The organism is Cognatiyoonia sp. IB215446 (assembly GCF_033963825.1).
GTDB lineage: Bacteria > Pseudomonadota > Alphaproteobacteria > Rhodobacterales > Rhodobacteraceae > Yoonia.
Genome location: NZ_JAXBMD010000001.1, coordinates 872,532 through 894,884, shown reverse-complemented (window position 1 = coordinate 894,884; position 22,353 = coordinate 872,532). Strand labels below are relative to the sequence as shown.

Genomic DNA, 22,353 nt, shown 5'->3' with positions numbered 1-22,353 from the left:
AAAAAGCGGTGGGTTTAGTGGACCGAACGGCGGATCGCCGCTGGCAGGCGCGCAACTGCCCCCTGCGTGGTCAGGCAAACGACCGTCACATTGGCCGAAAAAAGCAAAGCCTCACCGCGCTTTACATCCTGACGAAAGACCACGCGGGCACCGGTGATCGCATCCATCGTGCTTTCGACAACAAGCTGATCATCGTAATGCGCGGGCGCGATGTAGTCCGCCTCGACCCGGCGGACAGCAAAAACAAAGCCCTCTGCCTTCATCTCCACTTGATCGATCCCCATCTCCCGCACCCATTCGGAGCGGGCGCGTTCGATGAATTTCAGGTAATTGGCATAATAGACCAGCCCGGCGAGATCGGTGTCTTCATAATAGACGCGGATGGGGAATGTGTGGGTCATGATGGTTTTGTCAACCGTGCTTCTAATCTGAGCGTATGGCTCGCATCCTGCGCCATGGCTGGCATCACCGGGTCATAAGCCGCGCGGATCACATCGGCAATCTCTGGGCGCAAGACGGCCTTGCCATCAATCATCGCAAGCGGCGGCATCTCATCGAAGGCCGTGTCGGACCAAAGCAGGATCGTCTGCACGGCCTGAGACAGGGCCAGCGTGTCCGCGCCAACCGCGCTTAGATGCTCATCCATCCGCAGAAATACGAATGCAGCGCGGATGGCGCCACCTTCATCAAACCGGAAGATCCGGTACTGATTGGCATCAGCCGACTTCAGCCGCCCCACGAGCGGCAAAAGATCAGGCACCAGTCGGTCCAGGTTCGGCACTGCGGGCAGTTCATCCCAATCGATGCAAAAAAATACCATCAGATTGGCCCCCAATTCCGGATCGGTTTCGGCCATCTGATGATTGGCGAGGGTGACGACGGCCTCAATGGCCCCTTTGAAAACGGCCAAGGTCGCATCATCGACACCAAAAACCACCGGCACAATCGGTCGGCCCCAGCGGGCAAAGACATACTTCCCGTCAGCGCGGGTGAACAAAGGCGCTACATCTTTCATCATCTCGCCAAAAATACTCCCGCCGGAGGCTCCCCGCCTCTCAATCAAACAAATCCGTCTGCGATTTTGGCGGCGCGATCCCCAGATGCGCCCAAGCCGCCTGCGCCAGCATCCGGCCGCGCGGCGTCCGCTGGATCAGACCCCTCTGCAGAAGATAAGGCTCAATCACGTCTTCCAAACTGTCGCGGCTTTCCGACAAGGCCGCGGACATCGTTTCCACACCGACAGGTCCACCGCCATAACTCTCCGCGATAAGGCGCAGATAGCGGCGATCCGCATTGTCGAGACCCAGATGGTCAACGCCCAACCGGGTCAGGGCCCGGTCCGCGATCGGTTGCGTGACGGTCCCGTCACCTTCGACAATGGCAAAATCCACGACTCGCCGCAGAAGTCGTCCCGCGATACGCGGCGTACCGCGTGCGCGTTTTGCGATCTCTGCAGCGCCATCATCGGAAGCGGGCGCGCCCATCAGACGCGCGCTGCGGGTGACAATCTGGTGTAGCTCATCGTCTGTGTAGAATTCCAACCGTGTCGGAATACCAAAACGATCGCGCAAAGGCGTCGTCAGAAGACCCATCCGCGTGGTCGCACCCACAAGCGTAAAAGGTTGCAGCTCAATCCGTACAGTCCGCGCGGCGGGGCCTTCGCCGATCACTAGATCCAGCTCAAAATCTTCGAGCGCCGGATAAAGCACCTCTTCCACGGCCGGGTTCAGCCGGTGAATTTCGTCGATGAAGAGCACATCACGCGCTTCAAGATTGGTGAGGATCGCCGCCAGATCCCCCGCCTTGGCGAGCACTGGTCCCGACGTCATACGGAAATTCACGCCGAGTTCCCGCGCCATGATCTGCGCCAGCGTCGTCTTACCAAGCCCCGGCGGTCCATGGAAAAGCGCGTGATCCATCGCCTCACCGCGGCGCCGCGCGCTTTCGATGAACACCTTTAGATTAGCCCGCGCCTCACGCTGCCCAATAAATTCATCCAGACTTTGCGGACGCAAGGCGCGATCCGCATCATCCGGCTGCGGGTCGGGACGCAATGTGGGATCAGGTTGGGTCACAGCGTTCTCCAGCGAAGACGGCCCGTAGGGCGGATGAGCACATCATCCCTACCCTTTCGGCGAGAGCAGCTGCAAGGCCGCGCGGATCAGTGCGGGTGTGTCTGCCTCTGGTGAATCGCCCAGTGCTTCAGCTACGGCCGCCGCAGCATCACCGGGCGCATAGCCCAAATTTGCCAGGGCTGACAGCGTCTCGGCCTGTGCCGGGTTGGCTTGTGCCTGGCGAGGTGACGTCAACATGTCGGTCTCAATGACATCACTCTGCGCAGTCTCGACCGCTGCGCCGCCCATCGCCATCACCGCCGGTGCCTTGTCCTTGAGCTCTATCGCCACGCGCTGCGCCGTCTTCGGCCCCACGCCTTTTGCCTTCGCAATGGCGTTCCAGTCCCCCAACGCGATCGCGCGACTCACGCCTTCTGCGCCAATCGTGCCCAAAATCGCCATCGATGCCTTCGCACCGATCCCCTGCACGGACATCAGCAAACGGTGCCACTCCTTTTCCACAAGCGTGGTGAAACCAAAAAGCTGCAGGTTGTCTTCCCGCACGAGAAGATCAGTGTAAAGCGCCACCGCCTCACCATTGCCCGGCAGGCCAGCCATCACACGGTCCGAGACATAGACCACGTACCCAACACCGCGCACATCGATCAGGACATGGTCAGCACCGCGATAATCCAGTCGCCCCGAGATCTTGCCGATCATGCGCCCGCCTTAACCAATGCTTGCGCGAGCGTCCCTGCCGATTGCAGATGATGCGCATGGCATATTGCAATCGCCAAGGCGTCCGCCGCGTCAGGACCGGCGATCTGCGCACCCGGCAATTGCAGCTTCACCATATGCATGATCTGCGTTTTATCGGCATGTCCGACCCCAACGACGGCTTTCTTGACGGCGTTCGGCGCATATTCCCCGATGGTCAGCCCCGCCTGTGCCGGAACCAGCATCGCCACACCCCGCGCCTGACCCAGCTTCAACGTACCAGCCCCATCCTTGTTGACGAAGGTCTGCTCAACTGCTGCCGCCTCAGGCGCATAGACGTCGACGATGTCGGACAGTTGCTGATGCAGTGACAAAAGCCGCGCCGCCAGATCGTCACCAGACGAGCGGCAGATCCCGTTTGCAACATGCGCGATCCGCGCACCAGACACCGCAATCACCCCCCAACCCATGTTGCGAAGCCCAGGGTCGATCCCCAAAACACGCATCGCTCGCCTCTTTTGTTCTTTTCTTCAGAAATGGTTAGCACAAAAGGCGAACAAAAACCAAGGCGCTTTCAAGGCACATGATATACGGCAGACCTGAGAACCAGCGTCGAAACCGTCATTCGGACGTAAAAAAGCGACACACTTAACCCTTTGTAAACAATGACTTTACGGCCAAATCCGCCCAAAAATAAGGCATGCTAAAAACGCATATGTCCCATGCCAAAATGTCACTGGTCAGGCGGAAAAAACGTTCCTATCTGCGGCTCATGAGAACAACGCAGCATTGCTGCACAGCACAAGGATGATGGCTATGGCCGCTTTTGACACAACCCGCCCCTCCGTTGGCCTCTCCGCAGGTCGCATCCCTTCTGTTTTTCTGTCAGCTTTTGCTGCAATTGCTGCGTGGAACGATGCCCGTATCACGCGCAACGCTTTGACAAAACTGAGCGAGCGTGAACTGACAGATATCGGCCTGACGTATGGCGACATTGACGAGGTTGCACGCCTCTCTCGCCGCTAAAGCATACGGCGTCAGTTGAATGCAAAAGGCCGCGCTAACGAGCGCGGCCTTTTTGCGTTTTGGAGGACGGATTATTCGGTGAATACGGCGCCGAAACCTTCGGCAATAAATTTGGTCGCAGGATCGGCCTGCATGATCCAGCCGCCCGCCTGCTCCATTACACTTCCCTGCTGCAGAGCGATGACTCGCTCGACATATGCCTCAGTACCCAATGACGCATAGACAGCGCCTTTGAACAGGAAACCGAGAACGACAATCGCTAATAGCCCCCTCAGCGGAAACTTCGGACGATAAACGCGGGGGCGTGCAACGATCAAGCCGTCTGATGTGACGGTTTTCACGGCACCTGAACTTTGCATACGGTCGTGACGGCGGACGATCCGCTTGAGACGCTTATCGAATGGAACATGGGCCTGCGCCATGACATCCTCCACAACAATCAAATAACTAATCATTCTGTTGTCCCTGAGATAATGGCCTGAAACAAGTTATTTTCCCATTACACTGACCAAAAGAGATCAAACTGGTGGGTTTTTGCCCATCAAAAGCGTGGTCCAATCAACAATTTCCTCTTTTTCAAGCAGATTGAACCCATTTCGTTGATAAATGGCCGTCACGTCTTGCGCCTGTTCATTCAGAATACCCGAGAGAATCACATATCCGTCATCTGCTGTGAAACGTGCCATATCAGGGGCCAGATCGACCAATGGCCCCTTTAAAATATTGGCAAAGACAAGATCGAACGGCGCGTGTTCCTGCAAAGCCGGGGCTGCAAAGCCCGCACCAGTGAAACATTCCACCCGCCCCGACAGCCCATTTGCTGCCACATTTGCTGCTGCAACCTCAACGGCCACGGGGTCAATGTCGCTCGCCCAAACCGGGTCAGAGAATATCTTGGCTGCCGCCATAGCCAACACCGCCGTGCCGCATCCGACATCCACGATCCGGCCTCCAGCGAAGCCCTTATCAAGCAGCCGGTCGAAGGCGCGCAGACAGCCTAGGGTCGTCCCATGATGCCCAGTGCCAAAGGCCATTGCCGCCTCGATCAGCAAGGCGTGTTTGCCGGGCGGCACATTGTCCGCATCATGCGCGCCGTAAACAAAAAACCGCCCGGCTGCGACGGGTGGCAGATCACGCTGCACCTTTGAGACCCAATCCTGATCCGGCACCTCGGAAATGCTGAAAGGCCTGGCGCCGTGCAGCGCACTCAACACAGCCAAGGCGGCAACATCGGGGCGTTCCGAAAAGTAGGCGCCGACCTCCCACAGACCCGATCCGTCTTCGATCTCGAAGACGCCGATGCCGGTGGGCTCGGGCACAACAGCCTCAAGCGCGTCTGAGAGCGCATAGGCCGCCGTTTCGCCGGAAAGCGTGGTGAGCGCGGTGAATGTCGTCATCCTGAGAGGTCCTTTTGGGTCAAGGACGCGTTAGGCATTGCGATCCGTGCCGTCAAGCAGCGCTGCATGGTCCAGAATTTGTGCCGCCACCGCGTCGGCCCAGGCCGAATAGACGACTGGACCGGGGTGAAACCCGTCTTCTGACATGTTTTCACGGTTCAGTCGCATATCAATTGTGATCGATGTGGCATCCCGACGTTCCGCCACCATTTCGTGCAAGGCCTTGTCAAAACGCGCGGCCTGCCGGCCCAGTACCCAGCGCAAAGGTTGCGGCAAAAGCGGGAAATCATGCATCGGTGGCAGGCCGGAGACCACGACGTATTTGACGCCAAAATCATGCACCAGACGATCCAGCAAAGCCGATTGCTGCCGCAGCCAGCGGCGCAGGCTGACACCTTTGGTCACATCATTGACGCCCAGAGCAATCACAGCCACGTCGGCATCCAATGCCTGCATATCCTGCAACCAGCCCAGAACGTCACCGGTGCGCGACCCGGTCGCAGCAATCAGCCGGTAATCGGTGGTGAAGTGAGGTGCCAGCCGATGATTGACCTGCCCCAGCAAAGCATCCTGCTGATCCGCAACGCCGACGCCCGCAGCGGAGCTGTCACCCAATATCGTCAGGCGCAATGGCGGCCCCTGCCCCACTTTGCCCTCACGGGCGCCATCAGGCTCCGGCAAGCGCAACACGGTCATCCGCAGATAGACCGCCTGCAACAAAAGCACCGGCATCAGAACTGTTCGCGCGGCGGCGTCCAGGATCACAGATCGACCGTCCCGTCGATCAGGACATGCACATGGCCGCCAATCGTCACGCCACGTGGGGTGCTATCCACGAATACGCGGCCTTCTCGGCCCAGCACCGTCCCCTGCGCCATGACCAGTGCGCGGTCGAGGCGTCCCTCGGCGTGCATCCACTGTGCGATGGCCGCGTTCAGCGATCCGGTGATCGGGTCTTCGGACATGCCGCTTGAGGGGGCTAGGTTCCGGACTTCGTAATCTGCAGCCGCACCTGTTGAATGTGGCCCGACCACGCCGAGCCCCACAAATTCCGGCCAGCGCACCCGATCTGCGTCGATGGCAAGCACTGTCGCGGCATCGGTAAGCTCGAGCACCTGCCATACCGGACCGTTGTTCAGTTGCGCAGAACGCACAATCTGTGACGCATCTAGGCCGAGGGCCTTAGTCAGACGCAACTGATCTGATGAGGGCAACGCTGATACCTGCGTCGGCGGAGCGACAAAAGCGGGCACGTCACCGGAAATGTCAATCTCGACAAGGCCAATCTGACATTCCTGACGGACCAACCCAGGCTCTTGCGGCTGCCCTCCGGAATGGAGCCATGCCGCACAGCTGCCCAGCGTTGGGTGCCCCGCAAAAGGCATCTCGCGTCCTGGTGTGAAGATACGCACCGCGTAGTCGGCGTCCGGCATGGTCGGTGGTAGCAGAAACGTCGTCTCGGCCAGGTTGGTCCAGGCAGCGAAATCCTGCATCTGCGCTGTCGTCATCCCCTTGGCATCGACAACGACCGCAAGGCCGTTCCCTTTGGTAGGAACGGCGCTGAACACGTCACATTGCAGGAACCGTCTAAGCACCGACCCCAATCGGGCAGGTCACGCCCGTTCCGCCAAGCCCGCAATACCCGCCCGGGTTCTTTGCCAAGTATTGCTGGTGATAATCTTCCGCGAAATAGAACGGAGGCGCGTCGATTATCTCGGTCGTGATTGCGCCATAGCCAGCGGTCGACAGGCGCGGTGCAAAGGCTTCTTTTGAAGTCTCCGCCGCCGTCTTTTGCGCGTCAGAATAAGTATAGATGCCCGACCGGTACTGCGTTCCTGTGTCATTGCCCTGACGCATGCCCTGGGTGGGATCATGTCCTTCCCAAAAGACCTGCAGCAACTGATCATAAGAGATCACGGCTGGGTCAAAGACGACACGCACGACCTCATTATGGCCGGTCTTGCCGCTGCACACCTCTTCATAGGTCGGGTTGGGCGTGTAGCCTGCGGAATACCCCACCATCGTCGATTTCACACCGTCAAGCTTCCAGAACATCCGCTCCACACCCCAGAAACACCCCATGCCAAACATCGCCTCTTCCAGACCTGTAGGCGGATCGGGGGTTAGCGGTGTGCCGTAGACAAAATGGGTCTGTGCGGTCGGAATAGGCGACGCCCGGCCCGGCAAAGCAGCATCGGGGCTGATCATTTCAGACTTGGCGCGATTGAGAAAAAACATATCGGCGAAACTCCTCTCGGTTAGGTCTGATATAGGATGGAACGCGCCCATTTCTACTCTGCCGCTGCGACCAAACGCCCTTGAAACACTGTCTCATGTCCCGGTTCGGGGTGGCGCGGGATCAGCAGTGACAACAGAAGCGATACAATGGCCATCCCAGCCGCGATCAGGAACACAAGGCCCGGCGATTGCAGCCAAATATAGCCCAGCAATGCCGGTAGGAACACAGCGGCAATGTGATTGATGGTGAACGCCACAGCAGCGGTCGGCGCGATATCCTGCGGGTCGGCGATCTTTTGAAAATAGGTTTTGATCGCCAAAGCCAGGCTGAAGAAGATGTGATTGATGATGTAAAGCGCGGTCGCCAGCATCACACCCCAGCCAAAGTAGTAAATGCCGCCATAGGCAAAGAACACACCACAGAGGCCGACATATTCGAAGATGAGCGCACGCCGCTCGCCAAACACCTGCACGAGGCGGCCCAGAAGCGGGGCGGCGAGCATGTTGACCAGCAGCGTGACCATGAAAAGCTTGGTGATATCGTCGACGGCAAAGCCGAACTGCTCCACCATCATGAAGCCCGCGAAGACGACAAATATTTGCCGGCGCGCGCCTGACATGAATTGCAGCGCATAATAAAGCCAATAACGCTTGCGCAGGACCATCTTTTTGACCTGCGGGTGCGGCGCCTCAAACTGCGGATAGGCCAGCAGGCAGATCGTCGCGACGACAGCGGTGAAGCCGCCCGACAGCCAGTAGACGGCACTAAAGCTGAGACCCAGCGGTTCCCACGTCAGAACGATCAAAAGATAGACGATTAGGGTCGCCGCCGATCCGGCAGAAAGGATCCAGCCCAGGGTCTGTGGTGCCTTTTTCTTGTCGATCCACTGTAATTGCAGCGATTGGTTGACGGTTTCGTAATAGTGGAACCCGATTGAGGACAGCATGGTCACAGCCAGAATGCCCCCCATCTGCGGGAATTGCGCGGTCACAGCCGTCGCCGCCCCCAACATGATCAGCGCGACAAGGCCGAGCACCTGTTCGCGAATGAACATGATCAGGGCAATCACGCCAATCGCAAAGAACCCCGGGATCTCGCGCACTGTGTGCAACCAGCCGATGTCCGAACCATCGAACCCTGCCACCTCAATAACGAAGTTATTGAGCAGCGCTGACCATGTCGCGAACGCAACGGGCATCGCCATGGCCATCACAAATAGGAGCGATGTGGGCCTGCGCCAAAGCGGCAATTGGTGAGCGTCTTCGAGGCGAACAATCTTCATGGCGTCAGCAATACGCCTGTCGCGCGGCAATTACGAGAGGGGATGCAAAAGCGCCTCAAACTCCGCGACCGGCAAGGGCTTCGACAGCGCGAACCCTTGCAGCAGGTCACAATCAACGTCTGCAATGGCATTCAGATGGCCGGCGGCATCCAACCCCTCGACCACAATCTGCAGCTTCTCAAGCCGTGCCATCTGCGACAAAAGCTGCAATGTCTTGATCTGCTCGGGCCGGGCGACAATCGGGCCGACAAGGCTTTGATCGATCTTGATCCGGTCGGGCCCGATCGCCTGCATGGCGGCTACCGACGAATGCCCCGATCCGAAATCATCAAGATCAATCCCGACCCCCAAGGCGCGAAGGTCGGTAAGACGCCTTATCTGGTCCGGCGTCATCTCATCGAGAAAAGCCGTCTCAAGCAGTTCAAATGCGATCTTGTGGTGCGGTTTGATCAGGCTGCGCACATGATCAAGCATTAATGCGTTGTTCAAACGGTCAGGCGACACATTCATCGCGATCAGAGGAAATGGAAGACCTTTCGCGCGCCATTCTGACTGCAACGAGACGACCTGCTCAAACACATGTGCGTCAATCCGGTCAGCCACGCCAAGCTTTGTTGCCTCAGGCATGAAAGCATCGGGTTTCAGCAGCCCACGGTGCGGGCAATTCCAACGCACCAATGCTTCTGCCCCGGCAAGCTCATTGGTGTTGGCATCATATTGCGGTTGAAAATAACACAGGATTTCGCCGCGCATCAGCGCGTCAAGCAAGTCCTGCCGTGTTTGTCCGTCAGGGGCGACAGTCGGCCTCGTATCGCCGGAATAGAAGTGATATCGTCCGCGCCCGGCCTGTTTGGCGGCATAAAGTGCCGCATCAGCTTGGGCAAACATGTCGGAACAGCCGATATCTTTTCCGATACTGAAAGCGCAACCAACACTGACGCCGAAGGCACAATGATGGCCGTCAAAGTAGAATGGCTGTTCAAATGCCGTAACAATTGCTTTGCAAAGGGCGTGCATGCGTTCGGAATCGGGGGCTTTTGAGAAGAGCACCACAAACTCATCTCCGCCGGTTCGGCAGACAAGTCCTTGATCCCCAAGCAGGTGCTTGAGTGTTCTCGCCACATGCACCAACACCGCATCACCGGCCGGATGGCCCAAGGTATCATTGATTTGTTTGAAGAAATCCAGATCCAGGTGCAGCACCGCCCCGCGGCAGGTGGGTGTCGCGTGCGCGCGAAGCTGACCGATGCACTCATCCAGAAGCCGCCGGTTCGCAACGCCGGTCAAGGCATCATGCCGCGAGTCGAATTCAAGCTGCGCTCGCGCCGCCTCAAGCTGGGCGCTGCGCTCATAGTCCTCGGTCACATCGATATTGACGCCGATCAGCTTGGCTTGATTTGCATCGCGCGCCACGAACCCAGCAAGACTGCGAATATGTCGAACGTCACCGTTCGGTCGCACGATGCGAAAGTCACGCCGAAAATCGAGCCCGTGTTTCTGACAATGCGCGGAATAGGCACGGGCATCTTCCAGATCATCGGGATGCAGATAAGTTTCCCACATATCGCCGCGCCGCATATTCTGGCCGTCGGTGATCCCGTAGATCTCAAGCATGCGGTCGTCCCAATGGACTTCATCTTTGGCGCGATCATATTCCCAAACGCCGATCCCGGAGGCGTCGATTGCCAGTTGCAGCTTATTCGTCAGTTGCTGCATATCGCTGTCGCGTTGGCGCAGGATGGTGACATCAGTATCGGTGCCCACAATCCGCAGCGGTCTGCCGTTCTTGTCGTTTTCCACCACTTTGGCGCGGCACAAGACCCAGATCCAATGCCCCTGCATATGGCGATACCGGTACCGGACACTAATGCTGCGCCGCTCACCCCTGACCTGTTCGTCGAAGATGTTTTGCAACGTGATCCGGTCAACCGCATGGGTGTTGTCTTTCCAGCGACGCCCAGGCGCGTTGAGGTCGACATCATCACCAAGCCCCCTGATCTCACGCCACTTTTTTGAGACAGTGAGGGTCTCGGTCGGCACATCATAGTCCCATACGCCCTGGTCGAGATGCTCCATCAGATAGGCGAGGCGCGCATCTTCCTGCCGCGTCGTGCGTTCCAACTGGCAAAGAAAGCCCGCGGACCGGTCATCTGGCCGCATCGGTGCCAGCGACATTTCCAGCACCTGCCCGGCAATCCGGAGCGTCGTGACAAAAGGCGCGACATCGTCGCCCGTGCCCACTCCCGGACATTGACGCAAATAATCGAGACAATCGGACCATGTATCAGGCGTCATCAGTTCCGCCAATGGTGCGCCATGCCCGTTCGGCTCAGGCAGATCAGCACAATCTCGAAAAGCCGCATTGCAGTCAACGACGACACCGTAGCAATCAATCACAGCAACGGGCTGCGTCAGCAGGGAAAGCATCCTGCGATCATCTTGTAAAAGCATGTCGGCAGTATCGTACACGTCCTGTCCCGATCTTTGCAGCCCGCGCATTCGCAAACTTCCACCGATAGAGGCTATCATATCGACACGCCACAAAAGTTAACGCGACAACGATTTCTGACGATAAATACGCTGCTTGAAATAAGCGAACCGTATCGGCGGCAAAGATGCCGCCAATTTCGGCGTACCGCCTAACTCTTGAGCCGGGATGGTTCGGGCGGCTTCCGCCTCCGTTACGTTTTGATCCACATCAAGGAAGGTGCCTGCGGACTCGCTAAAACCGATCCTGCGAACAGAGTGTCATCCTTGCAGGTCCCCGATGTCTTCGACCGAGAACCAACCCCTTTACGCCCCGCGTGAGCCGATTTTCCCGCGCCGGGTCAAGGGCTTCTACCGAAACCTGAAATGGTGGGTGATGGTCGTGACGCTGGGCATCTATTACCTCACCCCCTGGATTCGCTGGGACCGTGGCCCGAACCTGCCTGATCAGGCGGTGCTGGTCGATCTGGCCAACCGGCGGTTCTATTTCTTCTGGATCGAGATCTGGCCGCATGAGTTTTACTTTGTCGCAGGCCTTCTGATCATGGCGGGCCTCGGCCTTTTCCTGTTCACATCCGCGCTTGGCCGGGTCTGGTGTGGCTATACCTGCCCGCAGACGGTCTGGACTGACCTTTTCATCCTTGTCGAACGCTGGATCGAGGGCGACAGGAACGCACGCGTCCGGCTTTGGAACGAAAAATGGACACCGCGCAAGATCAGGTTGCGGGTGGTCAAGTGGATCGTCTGGCTGCTGATCGCCGTGGCCACAGGCGGGGCTTGGGTCTTCTATTTCGCGGACGCGCCGACCCTGGCCTATAGCCTCGCAACCTTGCAAGCGCCGCCCGTTGCCTGGGCCACCATTGGCATTCTGACCGCCACAACCTTCGTCTTCGGTGGCTTCATGCGTGAACAGGTCTGCAACTATATGTGCCCCTGGCCACGTATTCAGGCCGCGATGATGGACCCCGAAACGCTGACCGTCGCCTATCGCGAGTGGCGGGGGGAGCCGCGCGGCAAGAAGCATGAAAACAAGGAAGGCGACTGCATCGATTGCATGGCCTGCGTGAATGTCTGCCCCGCCGGTATCGACATCCGCGACGGCCAGCAGATGGAATGTATCACCTGCGCGCTTTGCATTGATGCCTGTGACGACGTGATGGAAAAGATCGGCAAGCCGCGTGGGTTGATCGACTACCTCGCCCTTTCGGATCAGGAGGCCGAGGCGAACGGCAAACCGCCCAAGCCGATCTGGCAGCATGTTTTCCGTTTCCGCACAATGCTTTACACGACCCTGTGGGGACTGATCGGGATCGGTCTCGTATTCGCGCTCTTCATTCGCGCCGATATCGAGATGACCGTGGCCGCCGTGCGCAACCCGACCTTTGTCACCCTGTCGGACGGCACGATCCGCAACATCTACGACATTCGCCTGCTCAACAAGCATGGCGAAGATCGGGAGTTCCATCTCTCGCTCCGCTCCGACGAAATCCTCCGCATCGACCTTGAGGGCACAGCCCTGCGCAGCATCAACGTGCCCGCCAACGAAACTTATCTGCAGCGCGTCTATGTCTCGGCCCGGCCCGGCGATCCGGCGGCCAGCATGGACCGGGTTGATCTGCGGTTCTGGGTCGAAGACCTCGTCTCGGGCGAGCGCGCGCATAAAGACACCATCTTCAATGGGAGGGCCCAATAATGACCCGTGAGTTTACCGGCTGGCACATGCTGGCACTGATGTTGGGCGGCTTCGGCATCATCGTGACCGTCAACCTGACACTGGCCTACAATGCCGTGGCCACTTTTCCCGGCGTCGAGACGCGGAGCGCCTACCTCGCCAGCCAGCAATTTGAGGCCAATCGTGCCGCGCAGGATGCGTTGGGTTGGGATGTCGCGGCCTCTTTGACCGGCGGCACCCTGACAGTCGCGATCACCGACAAAGACGGCAATCCGGTGCAGGCCGAGGTCACGCGCGCCACCTTCGGGCGGGCCACCCATACGGGTCAAGACACCGTGCCTGCCTTCACGTGGAACGGCCAAGCGATGATAGCCCCGGTCACCGCCGGTGATGGTTACTGGAACCTGCGCCTTGAACTGCTTGCCCCTGACGGCACCCAATTCCGCCGCCGCTTCCCACTTACCGCCGAATGAGCGACAGTTCCGCCTGCCCGGCCTGTATCGGCCTACCCGAGGGCCAGCTTGAAAAAGCCGCCTCGAACGGGACGGATCAGGTGGTCCTGTCGCTACCCGGTATTCATTGTGTGGCATGTATCAATGGGGTTGAGCGGGCTTTGCGCGGCATGGAGGGGGTGGCCAATGCCCGCGTGAACCTGTCCATGAAACGAGTGACGGTGGGGACCAATCAGCCCGTCTCGCCAGAGGCGATGATCGACACGCTGGAGCTGGCCGGGTTCGAGGCGCGGCTGCTCGATACGAGCCTTCTGGGATCAGAAGCAGACGCCTATGGCGGCAATCTGCTGACACGGCTGGCCGTGTCGGGCTTTGCGAACATGAACATCATGCTGCTTTCAGTGGCCGTCTGGTCAGGTGCCATGGGTGCGACAATGCATATGTTCCACTGGATCACGGCCTGTATTGCCATTCCGGCGCTGATCTATTCCGCGCAGCCCTTTTTCGAAAGTGGCTGGCGCGGGCTAAAGGCGGGCCGCCTGAATATGGATGTGCCGATTTCGCTGGCGATCCTCTTGGCCTCGGGCATTTCTCTTTACGAGACGCTTTATGGCGGGCGGCATTCTTACTTTGACGCCGCCGTCACGCTGACCTTCTTCCTGCTAATCGGACGCTATCTGGACCATCGCAGCCGCAAAGCTGCCGCGTCCGCCGCCGCACAACTCTCCGCATTGGAAGCCCCGCGTGTGATGCGCCTGCGCGATGGCGTGCGGCAGATGGTGGATTTCGGCGATCTGGCCATTGGCGATCTGGTGCAGGTGCTGCCGGGCGGGCGCATTCCGGTGGATGGGACAATCACCGAAGGCACAAGCGAGATCGACCGTTCCTTGCTGACCGGTGAGAGCCGCGCGATCCCCGCGCAGGTTGGCACACAGGTTACCGCAGGAGAGGTGAACGTGACCGGCCCGCTGACAATCCGCGCGGCAACCGTCGGTGCGGAAACCACCTTGCGCAAAATGGTCACGATGGTCGATCAGGCCGAGGCCGTGCGCAACAAATACACCGCCGCCGCTGACCGGGCCGCCGCGATCTATGCGCCGGTTGTGCATCTACTCGCGCTGGTCGCGTTCATCTTCTGGATCCTTTATTCCGGCGATTTCCGCCTGTCACTGAACATCGCCGTTGCCGTCCTCATCATCACCTGCCCCTGTGCGATGGGCCTCGCCGTCCCCGCCGTCTCAACCACCGCTGCGGGGCGCCTGTTCCGCGCTGGACTGCTTGTCAAAGACGGCACAGCGCTGGAACGCTTGGCCGAAGTCGACACGGTCGTCTTTGACAAGACCGGAACGCTGACCATGCCCGCTGCTGCACGCGATACGCTGGATGCACAGATGCAAGGCATCGCCTTGGCCCTCACCCAAAATGCGACCCACCCGGTCTCACAAGCCATTGCTGCCTCGCTTGACGATGTTGCACCCGCGCAGATCAGCGCACAACAAGAGCATCCCGGCAAAGGCCTGAGTGCCATCTATCAGGGCCAGAATGTCCGCCTCGGCTCCGGCGCGTGGTTGGGTACGGGGCGTGGGACATATATCCAAGTCGGCGACCGGAAACCGCAGAAAATCACCTTGCGATCTGAGTTACGAGAAGGTGCAGCAGAGCTTGTCCAAAATTGGCAAGAGACGGGGCTGGCCGTGCATCTGGTCTCTGGCGATGACGCGGACGAGACAGGCACGATCGCCGCAGAACTGGGCATTGATAGTTGGAGGGCAGACACAAAACCCGAAGACAAGATCGCCTATATCAACGACCTGACCGCCAAAGGCGCGCATGTGCTCATGGTGGGTGACGGGCTGAACGATACCGGCGCGCTGGCGGCAGCCTACGCTTCGGTTTCGCCCGCCACCGCAGCCGACGCCTCGCGCGCGGCATCGGATATCGTGCTCTTGAACGACAACCTCACCCCGCTCATTGAACTGCCAGCCATCGCCCGCGCCGCCAAAGCGCGCATTGTCGAAAACTTCACCATCTCGACCATCTATAACGTCATCGCGGTGCCAATCGCACTTGTGGGTCTGGCCACGCCGCTCATCGCCTCCATCGCCATGTCGGCCTCGTCCATCACTGTTCTTTTGAACGCTTTGCGGCTAAAGGGGCGGGTATGAACGTTCTTGTCCTGTTGATCCCTGTATCGCTGATCCTCGGCGGGCTTGGCCTGGCTGCGTTCTTGTGGACGCTCAAATCCAACCAATACGAGGATCTCGAAGGTGATGCCTGGCGCATTTTGTCGGATGACGACGAACCGCCTGCCTAGGCGGATACCTCTGACAAAGACCAATTCCTTTGTCGGCGTGCGAACTCACCCCAAATACCGTTTCAGACGCCTTCAAAAGCCAACGCATTTATGCGATTTCAAATAATGTGAGGTTCGACCAAAGGCTGTCGGCAAGACCACCGGCATCCAGATCGGTCGCCAAGACAAGACTGTCGAGCTCACCTGTAAAGTATTCGCCGACCGGGATCTCGATACGTTCCGGACTACCATCAAGCAGGGACGGATCGAAGAAGTCACGGATGCCAAAGCCATCCTGCGTGCCCAGCAGGGTGAAGTAAGTGTCGCTGTCGGGGCTTTCATCGTTGTCAAAGCCGATCGCATGCAATTCGCCTTCGTTAAACGCGGCGAAATCAAATGACAGAACGGTGTTTTCGGTCACGGTGTAGTCGATATCGAGCCGCTTCCAGGAATTGGCATCCTGCACAACGGTAAAACCGTCATCGAAGATCTCGACGCTGCCTCTGTCCTGGCGGGATCCGTAAGATTGAATGATTTCCAGTTCACCATTCAACCTGACGCGCGGCCCATCCTCGAACAGCCGCACACCAGACCAGAAACTGGCGGCCGGCTCCTGCCCACCTGTACCGGGGGTGTCTTTGTCTGTGACAAAAACCAGACGGTCGAAGTCCCCTGTGAAGTATTCCCCAACCGGAATGCGGAAGAATTGCGTATTCGCACTGGCGCCAGCATTGACGTTGAAATCCTGGATGCCAAAGCCCTGCTGAGTACCGCCAAGCTGGAAATAGGTGTCGCTGTCGGGCGTGTCGTCATTGTCAAAGCCGATACCATAAATCTCGGCCTCGCCCCCGGTGAACAGGCGGAACGTCAGGACCGTGTCTTCCGTCACTTCGTAGTCAATCAAGAGGTGGTTCCAGGCATTTTCGCTTTGCTGCAACACGGTGCCGAAACCGCCGATTGAAAATGTGCCCTGATCCTGCTTTCCACCATAGCTCAGGACGGGCACGACAGTTTCGTTGAAGATGAAGCTGTCGACTGGATCAAGCCGGAGTTCAAATGCACCCAGATCAACCGCCCCTGCTCCGGCAGTCTCGACAAAGGAGAGATCAAAGTTTCTTGTAAACCCTGGTCCGCGTCCATCACTGGTCAGCAGCGCGCCCGTGGCATCGACAGCCAGCGCCCTGTCGCCAGCATCAAGGGCCAGGTTCAACTCGGACGCGCGCAATGCAATTGTCTGCAACGTCCCACCATTATCTTCCAGAACTGGCCGCCCGTCGGGGCTGATTGTGGCAAAGATATCCTCGGCCCGGATCCGGCTGACCAAGAGATCACCATCAAAGAGTGCTGTGCCAACGATATTTTGACCTTCTTTGTTGACGATCCATCCGGGCGCTTCAGTGACGATGCTGTTGATCAGAGTCAGTTCCGCGCGGTTTTCAATCTCCGCACCGTCATTGGCCGTGACCGTCGATTGGATCACAGTCAGATCGCCAGTATTCCGCACCGCATTGGGTGCAACAAAAAAGCCATCGCCTTCGTTGCCAGTGATGGTTGCGCCGCTGATCACCATATTACCAGTGTTGCTGATCGCCGCTCCGACATCCGAGAAATTGCCGGTAAAAAGCACGTTGGTCAGCAGTGCAGTTCCGCTATTCACAAGGCCGCCGCCGTCACCGGGAAAACGCCCGAACACAGCGTTGTCGCTAAAGCGTGTGTTTTCCACAACAATCGTGCCGGTATTTGCGATGCCACCACCGCTGGAGGATGAGCGCCCTACCCCGACGGGAACGTTGTCAAAGACTTCGGAATTTGTCAGCTGCAGCGTGCCCGCATTGAAAATGCCGCCCCCGAATGATCCACCCACATCGGATGATTGGTTGCGGTATATGCGGGCATCATCAAGGGTCAGGTTGGCATCTTCACTGATCAGTAAGCCACCGCCATTTCCAACAACGTTAATGGCATTGGCATCGGCAAGGCCACCGCGCGTCACGTCGACATTTGAAATGACCGATGTACCGTCATCGACTTCTAAAACGCGGGACCTGAAGCTGCCATCAAGAACAATGCGACCTCCCCCGTCTCCGGCGGCGTCGCCGTCAATTGTGATGTCGCTAGTGATTTGCAGCGCTTCACCTGACAGCGCGATCCGGCCATTGGCAAGATCGGGGTGAAATATGATCTCATCCGCGCCGTCAAGCGCGTTGGCGAGCTCAATGGCCTCGCGCAGTGACAGACCAGTGCCGTCTTCGGCTTCTCGGGTGGGGTCAATCGGTAATCCGGTTGCAATTGCTTCGTCTGATAGGGTGGTGACGGTGTAAGTTGCCATGAATATCTCCGGCCATAATGAATGCTATCGTCCTGCCCGGAGCGCACGCTTACAGCATCACCCCCGGCGCGAAGTAAACGTAATGGTTGATAAGTACGCAATTCCTACATGTTTAACGGTACAATCCCCGATTACCCCAGGCAAGTATGGCTTTTGCGAAGCGGCGTGATCCGCCCATAACCCGCTTCGCTGTCTCGAAGCTGTTTCAGGGCTCGTTTGCGGGGCAGCTTCTACTGCGACATCGCCTACACGGCTGATTTCATAAATTCTTCGCATTGGGGCTGTTGACTCACAGCGCGGCGTTTCCTACCTACCCGCCATTAGCACTCGCGTCTGGTGAGTGCTAACTGGGAGAAACTCGAAATATTGGAGACGTTCCGAGATGGCATTTACACCACTCCACGACCGTGTACTCGTCCGTCGCATTGAAAGCGACGAGAAGACAGCGGGCGGTCTGATCATTCCTGACAGCGCCAAAGAAAAACCTGCCGAAGGCGAAATCGTCAGCACCGGCGAAGGTGCCCGTAAGGACAGCGGCGAGCTGATCCCGATGGCCGTCAAAGCAGGTGACAAAATCCTGTTCGGCAAGTGGTCCGGCACAGAAGTCAAAATCGACGGCGAAGAGCTGTTGATCATGAAGGAAAGCGACATCCTCGGCATCATGTAAGCCGATCTGTCCACCCTCATTTCTATCTAATTCAAGGAGCACATGAAAATGGCTGCTAAAGACGTCAAATTCGACACCGATGCACGCAACCGCATGCTCAAAGGTGTCAACACACTTGCTGACGCAGTAAAAGTTACCCTCGGCCCTAAAGGCCGCAACGTGGTGCTGGACAAGTCCTTCGGCGCACCACGCATCACCAAAGACGGTGTATCTGTTGCCAAGGAAATCGAACTGGAAGACAAGTTCGAAAACATGGGCGCACAAATGGTCAAGGAAGTGGCCCAGCGCACCAATGATGAAGCGGGTGACGGCACAACCACTGCAACCGTTCTGGCCCAAGCGATTGTCCGCGAAGGCATGAAGTCGGTTGCCGCTGGCATGAACCCGATGGACCTTAAGCGCGGCATCGATCTGGCAACAACCAAGGTTGTCGAAGCCATCAAAGGCGCGTCGCGCGAAGTCAAGGACAGCGACGAAGTCGCTCAGGTCGGCACGATCTCTGCCAACGGCGAAGCTGAAATCGGCAAGCAGATTTCTGACGCGATGCAGAAAGTCGGCAACGAAGGCGTCATCACGGTTGAAGAGAACAAAGGTCTCGAAACTGAAACCGACGTTGTGGAAGGCATGCAGTTCGACCGCGGTTACCTGTCACCTTACTTTGTCACCAACGCTGACAAGATGACGACTGAGCTGGAAGATGCGATCATCCTGCTGCACGAAAAGAAACTATCCTCGCTGCAGCCAATGGTTCCACTGCTGGAATCGGTCATTCAGTCCGGCAAGCCGCTCCTGATCATCGCAGAGGACGTTGAAGGCGAAGCGCTGGCGACACTCGTGGTCAACAAGCTGCGCGGTGGTCTGAAAATCGCTGCTGTCAAGGCGCCCGGCTTCGGCGACCGTCGTAAAGCCATGCTGCAGGACATCGCGATCCTGACAGGCGGTCAAGTCATCTCCGAAGACCTGGGCATGAAGCTCGAAAACGTCACCATTGACATGCTGGGCACCGCCAAGCGCGTCAACATCACCAAAGACGAAACCACAATCGTCGACGGTGCTGGCGACAAGGCCGAGATCGAAGCACGGGTCAACCAGATCCGCGGCCAAATCGAGGAAACCACATCCGACTACGACCGTGAGAAACTGCAAGAGCGTGTGGCCAAACTGGCTGGCGGTGTTGCCGTGATCCGCGTCGGCGGCATGTCTGAAGTGGAAGTGAAAGAGCGTAAGGACCGTGTCGATGACGCCCTGAACGCAACACGTGCTGCTGTGCAGGAAGGTGTTGTTGTCGGTGGTGGTGTTGCTCTGGTCCAGGGTGGCAAGGCGCTGGACGGTCTGAGCGGTGAGAACTCCGATCAGGACGTTGGCATCAATATCATCCGCAAAGCCATTGAGGCTCCACTGCGCCAAATCGCTGAAAACTCCGGCGTCGACGGCTCCGTCGTGGCTGGCAAGATCCGTGAAAGCAGCGATGCGGCCTTTGGCTTTAACGCGCAGACCGAAGAATATGGTGACATGTTCGCCTTCGGCGTGATCGACCCGGCCAAAGTTGTGCGCACAGCGCTGCAGGATGCTGCATCTGTTGCCGGCCTTCTGATCACAACCGAAGCCATGGTTGCCGACAAGCCTGCCAAAGAAGGCGCAGGTGCTGCTGGCGGCGGCATGCCCGACATGGGCGGCATGGGCGGCATGATGTAAGACGTGGCTTGGGCTTCGCCCAAACACGTCTGGCGCGTGGCAGGCGTTTGCAACGCAGATGCCGAGAATGCGCTCGGTCGCAGATAGAGACGGGCGGTGCATCCAGCACCGCCCTTTTCATTTCTGCCGATCCGGTATCAACTCCGCCGAGACAAGACGGAGGATCACATGAACCGCATCGGCATCATCGGATTGGGCCGGATGGGCAGCGCCATGGCCCGGCGTTTCGCTACAGAGGGCTATGACGTCCATGGCTGGACCCGCAGCGGTCGCGCTGTTGAGGACATAGAAAGCGTCAAGGATATCGCCGCTCTGGTCGCTGTCAGTGACACGCTGATCCTTAGCCTGCTCGACGGCGCGGCCGTTGCTTCGGTGCTCGATCAGCTTCTGGATTGCGATCTGGCAAGCAAGCACATCATCGACACAAGCACAGTGATCCCAGATATCCTCAAGACCCGAAATGAAGCCATAGCCGCCAAAGGTGCCACGGCTGTCGATGCCCCGATCTCGGGCGGGCCGGAGCTTGTCCTCGCAGGCTCTTGCGGGATCTTCATTGGCGGGACAGAGGACGCTGCTGAACGCGCGCAGGCAACGCTTGCCGCCATCTCGAACCGCGTCTTCCATGTGGGGCCGCTTGGCGCAGGGCTTGTCATGAAGGTGATCAATAACGGGATGATCCAGGCCTATTTCGCTGGGCTGAACGACATGATGCCTTTGGCGAAACGCGCGGGATTACCCATGGAAACCGCCATGCGGATCCTGTCGAGCGGCCCTGCGGGCATGCCGATGATTGCGGACCGCTTGCCAAAGATCTTGGGAGAGGACCAAAGCGTCGGTTTTGCCATGTCAGCCGTCGCGAAGGACAACGATGTCTTTCTGCGCGTTGTCCGCTCATTCGGTCTCGACGCGCCCATTCTGGAAATCGCTGGCAAGCAACAACGCGCGGTCGTTGCCGCGGGCCACGCAGACGCCGACCCTGCCGTGATGGTCCCCTTCGCTTATGACAATGGATGAGCGGTTTTGGCCCTGCAAGGCATGGTCATTTTTGCGTCATCGTTCTTGCAAACAGGGGTCAGAGGCCGCTTATCTGGACGCTGAATTGGTTCAGGAGCAATGCGTGAAATCTCAATCCGCTCATCAGCATCACACCGCTGGTCAGCCCTAGAATGCGGCTTTTCCTTCTTGTCGCGCTGACGATGACCGCGTTCGCGTCGAATTCGCTCCTCAACCGTGTGGGCGTTGCAAGTTACGGCATGGATCCCTTTGATTTTGCCGTCATACGCACGGGCGCTGGTGCTGCGATGCTGTGGGGGCTGGTGGTCATGCGCAGTCAGGCCAAACCTCAGCTATTTGCCACAAAACGTATCGCGGGTGCACTGGCGCTTGGCATCTATATGATTGGTTTCTCCTGGGCCTATCTGACACTGGATGCCGGGCTGGGCGCATTGATCCTTTTTGGCGTGCTGCAAGTAGTTGTCTTTGGTTGGGCAGTGATCACGGGCCAGCCCATTCCCATCTATCGCTGGATCGGGGCCGTGATCGCATTGATTGGATTGGTCGTTTTGCTGTGGCCCACAGGCTCTGCCGCTGTCCCTTTTTTCGGTGCGCTCGCGATGGTTGCGGCAGGCGTCGCTTGGGCCGCCTACACACTTCTGGGACGGGCGGAGGCTGATGCATTGGGTGCGACGGCCAGTAACTTTCTGTTGTGTCTTCCGCTTGTCGCACTGACCCTGCTGATTGCAGGGGATCACAACCTGAGCCTTGGCGGCGTCATTGCGGCGATTGCAGCGGGTGCGATCACATCCGGGCTGGGTTATGCACTGTGGTATCGGGTGCTGCCCGATCTCGCCACGACAGTCGCGGGCATCGCACAACTCAGCGTGCCTGTCATCGCCGTTGCTGGCGGTGTTCTGTTACTGGGCGAAGCGCTCACGCCGCGGCTGATCTTTGCTGGCATGCTGGTGCTGGGCGGAATTGCCATATCGCTCATTCCGCGACGTTAGGTTCTTTTGGAAAGGGTCTTTTGCCGTCACAAACCGATGC

22 protein-coding genes are annotated in these 22,353 nt (G+C 58.3%); 9 read left to right on the top strand and 13 right to left on the bottom strand.

What is annotated here, in order from left to right; all coding sequences use genetic code 11:
• Positions 1-14 precede the first annotated feature (14 nt).
• Genes ybgC through ruvC form a run of 5 tightly spaced genes read right to left on the bottom strand, consistent with a single transcriptional unit; the run spans position 15 to position 3,277 of the window.
• Entirely contained in the window at positions 15-401 is a 387-nt protein-coding gene (ybgC, locus tag SLH49_RS04550) for a tol-pal system-associated acyl-CoA thioesterase (RefSeq protein WP_320267969.1), read from the bottom strand.
• Entirely contained in the window at positions 398-1,015 is a 618-nt protein-coding gene (locus SLH49_RS04545; RefSeq protein ID WP_320268515.1) for a hypothetical protein, read from the bottom strand. The genes ybgC and SLH49_RS04545 overlap by 4 nt, the downstream gene beginning before the upstream one ends.
• Positions 1,016-1,055: 40 nt before the next feature.
• Positions 1,056-2,075 carry a Holliday junction branch migration DNA helicase RuvB gene (ruvB, locus tag SLH49_RS04540; RefSeq protein WP_320267968.1) on the bottom strand — a complete coding sequence of 340 codons (1,020 nt, stop codon included), beginning with the start codon at positions 2,073-2,075 and terminating at the stop codon, positions 1,056-1,058.
• 48 nt (positions 2,076-2,123) lie between these two features.
• A complete protein-coding gene (ruvA, locus tag SLH49_RS04535) occupies positions 2,124-2,774 on the bottom strand; it encodes a Holliday junction branch migration protein RuvA (RefSeq protein ID WP_320267967.1) in 651 nt (216 codons plus the stop codon).
• Positions 2,771-3,277 (bottom strand): crossover junction endodeoxyribonuclease RuvC, encoded by a 507-nt coding sequence (ruvC, locus tag SLH49_RS04530; protein ID WP_320267966.1) that lies wholly within the window; start codon positions 3,275-3,277, stop codon positions 2,771-2,773. The genes ruvA and ruvC overlap by 4 nt, the downstream gene beginning before the upstream one ends.
• A gap of 310 nt (positions 3,278-3,587) precedes the next feature.
• On the opposite strand from ruvC, the gene SLH49_RS04525 reads away from it, so the two are divergent.
• Complete coding sequence (locus SLH49_RS04525; protein WP_320267965.1) at positions 3,588-3,797, top strand: DUF1127 domain-containing protein; 210 nt, start codon at positions 3,588-3,590, stop codon at positions 3,795-3,797.
• Between the two features lie 71 nt (positions 3,798-3,868).
• On the opposite strand, the gene SLH49_RS04520 is transcribed toward SLH49_RS04525, so the two are convergent.
• From SLH49_RS04520 to SLH49_RS04490, 7 genes are all read right to left on the bottom strand, one after another.
• The gene (locus SLH49_RS04520; protein WP_320267964.1) at positions 3,869-4,252 is read right to left on the bottom strand and encodes a hypothetical protein; all 384 of its coding nucleotides are present in this window, start codon (positions 4,250-4,252) and stop codon (positions 3,869-3,871) included.
• 63 nt (positions 4,253-4,315) lie between these two features.
• Positions 4,316-5,194: a 50S ribosomal protein L11 methyltransferase gene (locus SLH49_RS04515; RefSeq protein WP_320267963.1), complete on the bottom strand. Its 879-nt coding sequence runs from the start codon at positions 5,192-5,194 to the stop codon at positions 4,316-4,318.
• 30 nt (positions 5,195-5,224) lie between these two features.
• Positions 5,225-5,959, bottom strand: a complete 735-nt coding sequence (locus tag SLH49_RS04510) for an SGNH/GDSL hydrolase family protein (RefSeq protein WP_320267962.1) — start codon at positions 5,957-5,959, stop codon at positions 5,225-5,227.
• Positions 5,956-6,789: a PhzF family phenazine biosynthesis protein gene (locus tag SLH49_RS04505; protein ID WP_320267961.1), complete on the bottom strand. Its 834-nt coding sequence runs from the start codon at positions 6,787-6,789 to the stop codon at positions 5,956-5,958. Before SLH49_RS04505 ends, SLH49_RS04510 begins: the two co-directional genes overlap by 4 nt.
• A complete protein-coding gene (gene msrA, locus SLH49_RS04500; RefSeq protein WP_320267960.1) occupies positions 6,782-7,432 on the bottom strand; it encodes a peptide-methionine (S)-S-oxide reductase MsrA in 651 nt (216 codons plus the stop codon). The genes SLH49_RS04505 and msrA overlap by 8 nt, the downstream gene beginning before the upstream one ends.
• A gap of 53 nt (positions 7,433-7,485) precedes the next feature.
• Positions 7,486-8,715 carry an MFS transporter gene (locus tag SLH49_RS04495; RefSeq protein WP_320267959.1) on the bottom strand — a complete coding sequence of 410 codons (1,230 nt, stop codon included), beginning with the start codon at positions 8,713-8,715 and terminating at the stop codon, positions 7,486-7,488.
• 30 nt (positions 8,716-8,745) lie between these two features.
• On the bottom strand, positions 8,746-11,142 hold the full coding sequence (locus SLH49_RS04490) for an EAL domain-containing protein (RefSeq protein WP_320267958.1): 2,397 nt from the start codon (positions 11,140-11,142) through the stop codon (positions 8,746-8,748).
• Between the two features lie 340 nt (positions 11,143-11,482).
• On the opposite strand from SLH49_RS04490, the gene ccoG reads away from it, so the two are divergent.
• Genes ccoG through ccoS form a run of 4 tightly spaced genes read left to right on the top strand, consistent with a single transcriptional unit; the run spans position 11,483 to position 15,640 of the window.
• Positions 11,483-12,895 (top strand): cytochrome c oxidase accessory protein CcoG, encoded by a 1,413-nt coding sequence (gene ccoG / locus SLH49_RS04485; RefSeq protein ID WP_320267957.1) that lies wholly within the window; start codon positions 11,483-11,485, stop codon positions 12,893-12,895.
• Positions 12,895-13,347, top strand: coding sequence for a FixH family protein (locus SLH49_RS04480; RefSeq protein WP_320267956.1), 453 nt, complete (start codon positions 12,895-12,897; stop codon positions 13,345-13,347). Before ccoG ends, SLH49_RS04480 begins: the two co-directional genes overlap by 1 nt.
• Positions 13,344-15,491, top strand: a complete 2,148-nt coding sequence (locus SLH49_RS04475; protein ID WP_320267955.1) for a heavy metal translocating P-type ATPase — start codon at positions 13,344-13,346, stop codon at positions 15,489-15,491. Before SLH49_RS04480 ends, SLH49_RS04475 begins: the two co-directional genes overlap by 4 nt.
• Positions 15,488-15,640 (top strand): cbb3-type cytochrome oxidase assembly protein CcoS, encoded by a 153-nt coding sequence (gene ccoS / locus SLH49_RS04470; RefSeq protein WP_320267954.1) that lies wholly within the window; start codon positions 15,488-15,490, stop codon positions 15,638-15,640. Before SLH49_RS04475 ends, ccoS begins: the two co-directional genes overlap by 4 nt.
• An 88-nt stretch (positions 15,641-15,728) precedes the next feature.
• Here ccoS and SLH49_RS04465 read toward each other — a convergent pair whose 3' ends face one another.
• Positions 15,729-17,948 (bottom strand): right-handed parallel beta-helix repeat-containing protein, encoded by a 2,220-nt coding sequence (locus SLH49_RS04465; RefSeq protein ID WP_320267953.1) that lies wholly within the window; start codon positions 17,946-17,948, stop codon positions 15,729-15,731.
• A 382-nt stretch (positions 17,949-18,330) separates the two neighbouring features.
• Here SLH49_RS04465 and SLH49_RS04460 point away from each other — a divergent pair, with 382 nt between their 5' ends.
• The 4 genes from SLH49_RS04460 (at position 18,331) to SLH49_RS04445 (ending at position 22,313) form a co-directional block, all read left to right on the top strand.
• Positions 18,331-18,615: a co-chaperone GroES gene (locus SLH49_RS04460; RefSeq protein ID WP_320238085.1), complete on the top strand. Its 285-nt coding sequence runs from the start codon at positions 18,331-18,333 to the stop codon at positions 18,613-18,615.
• Positions 18,616-18,663: 48 nt separating this feature from the next.
• Entirely contained in the window at positions 18,664-20,310 is a 1,647-nt protein-coding gene (gene groL / locus SLH49_RS04455; RefSeq protein WP_320267952.1) for a chaperonin GroEL, read from the top strand.
• A gap of 168 nt (positions 20,311-20,478) precedes the next feature.
• Positions 20,479-21,324 (top strand): NAD(P)-dependent oxidoreductase, encoded by an 846-nt coding sequence (locus SLH49_RS04450; protein WP_320267951.1) that lies wholly within the window; start codon positions 20,479-20,481, stop codon positions 21,322-21,324.
• Positions 21,325-21,476: 152 nt separating this feature from the next.
• On the top strand, positions 21,477-22,313 hold the full coding sequence (locus SLH49_RS04445; RefSeq protein WP_320267950.1) for a DMT family transporter: 837 nt from the start codon (positions 21,477-21,479) through the stop codon (positions 22,311-22,313).
• Positions 22,314-22,353 lie beyond the last annotated feature (40 nt).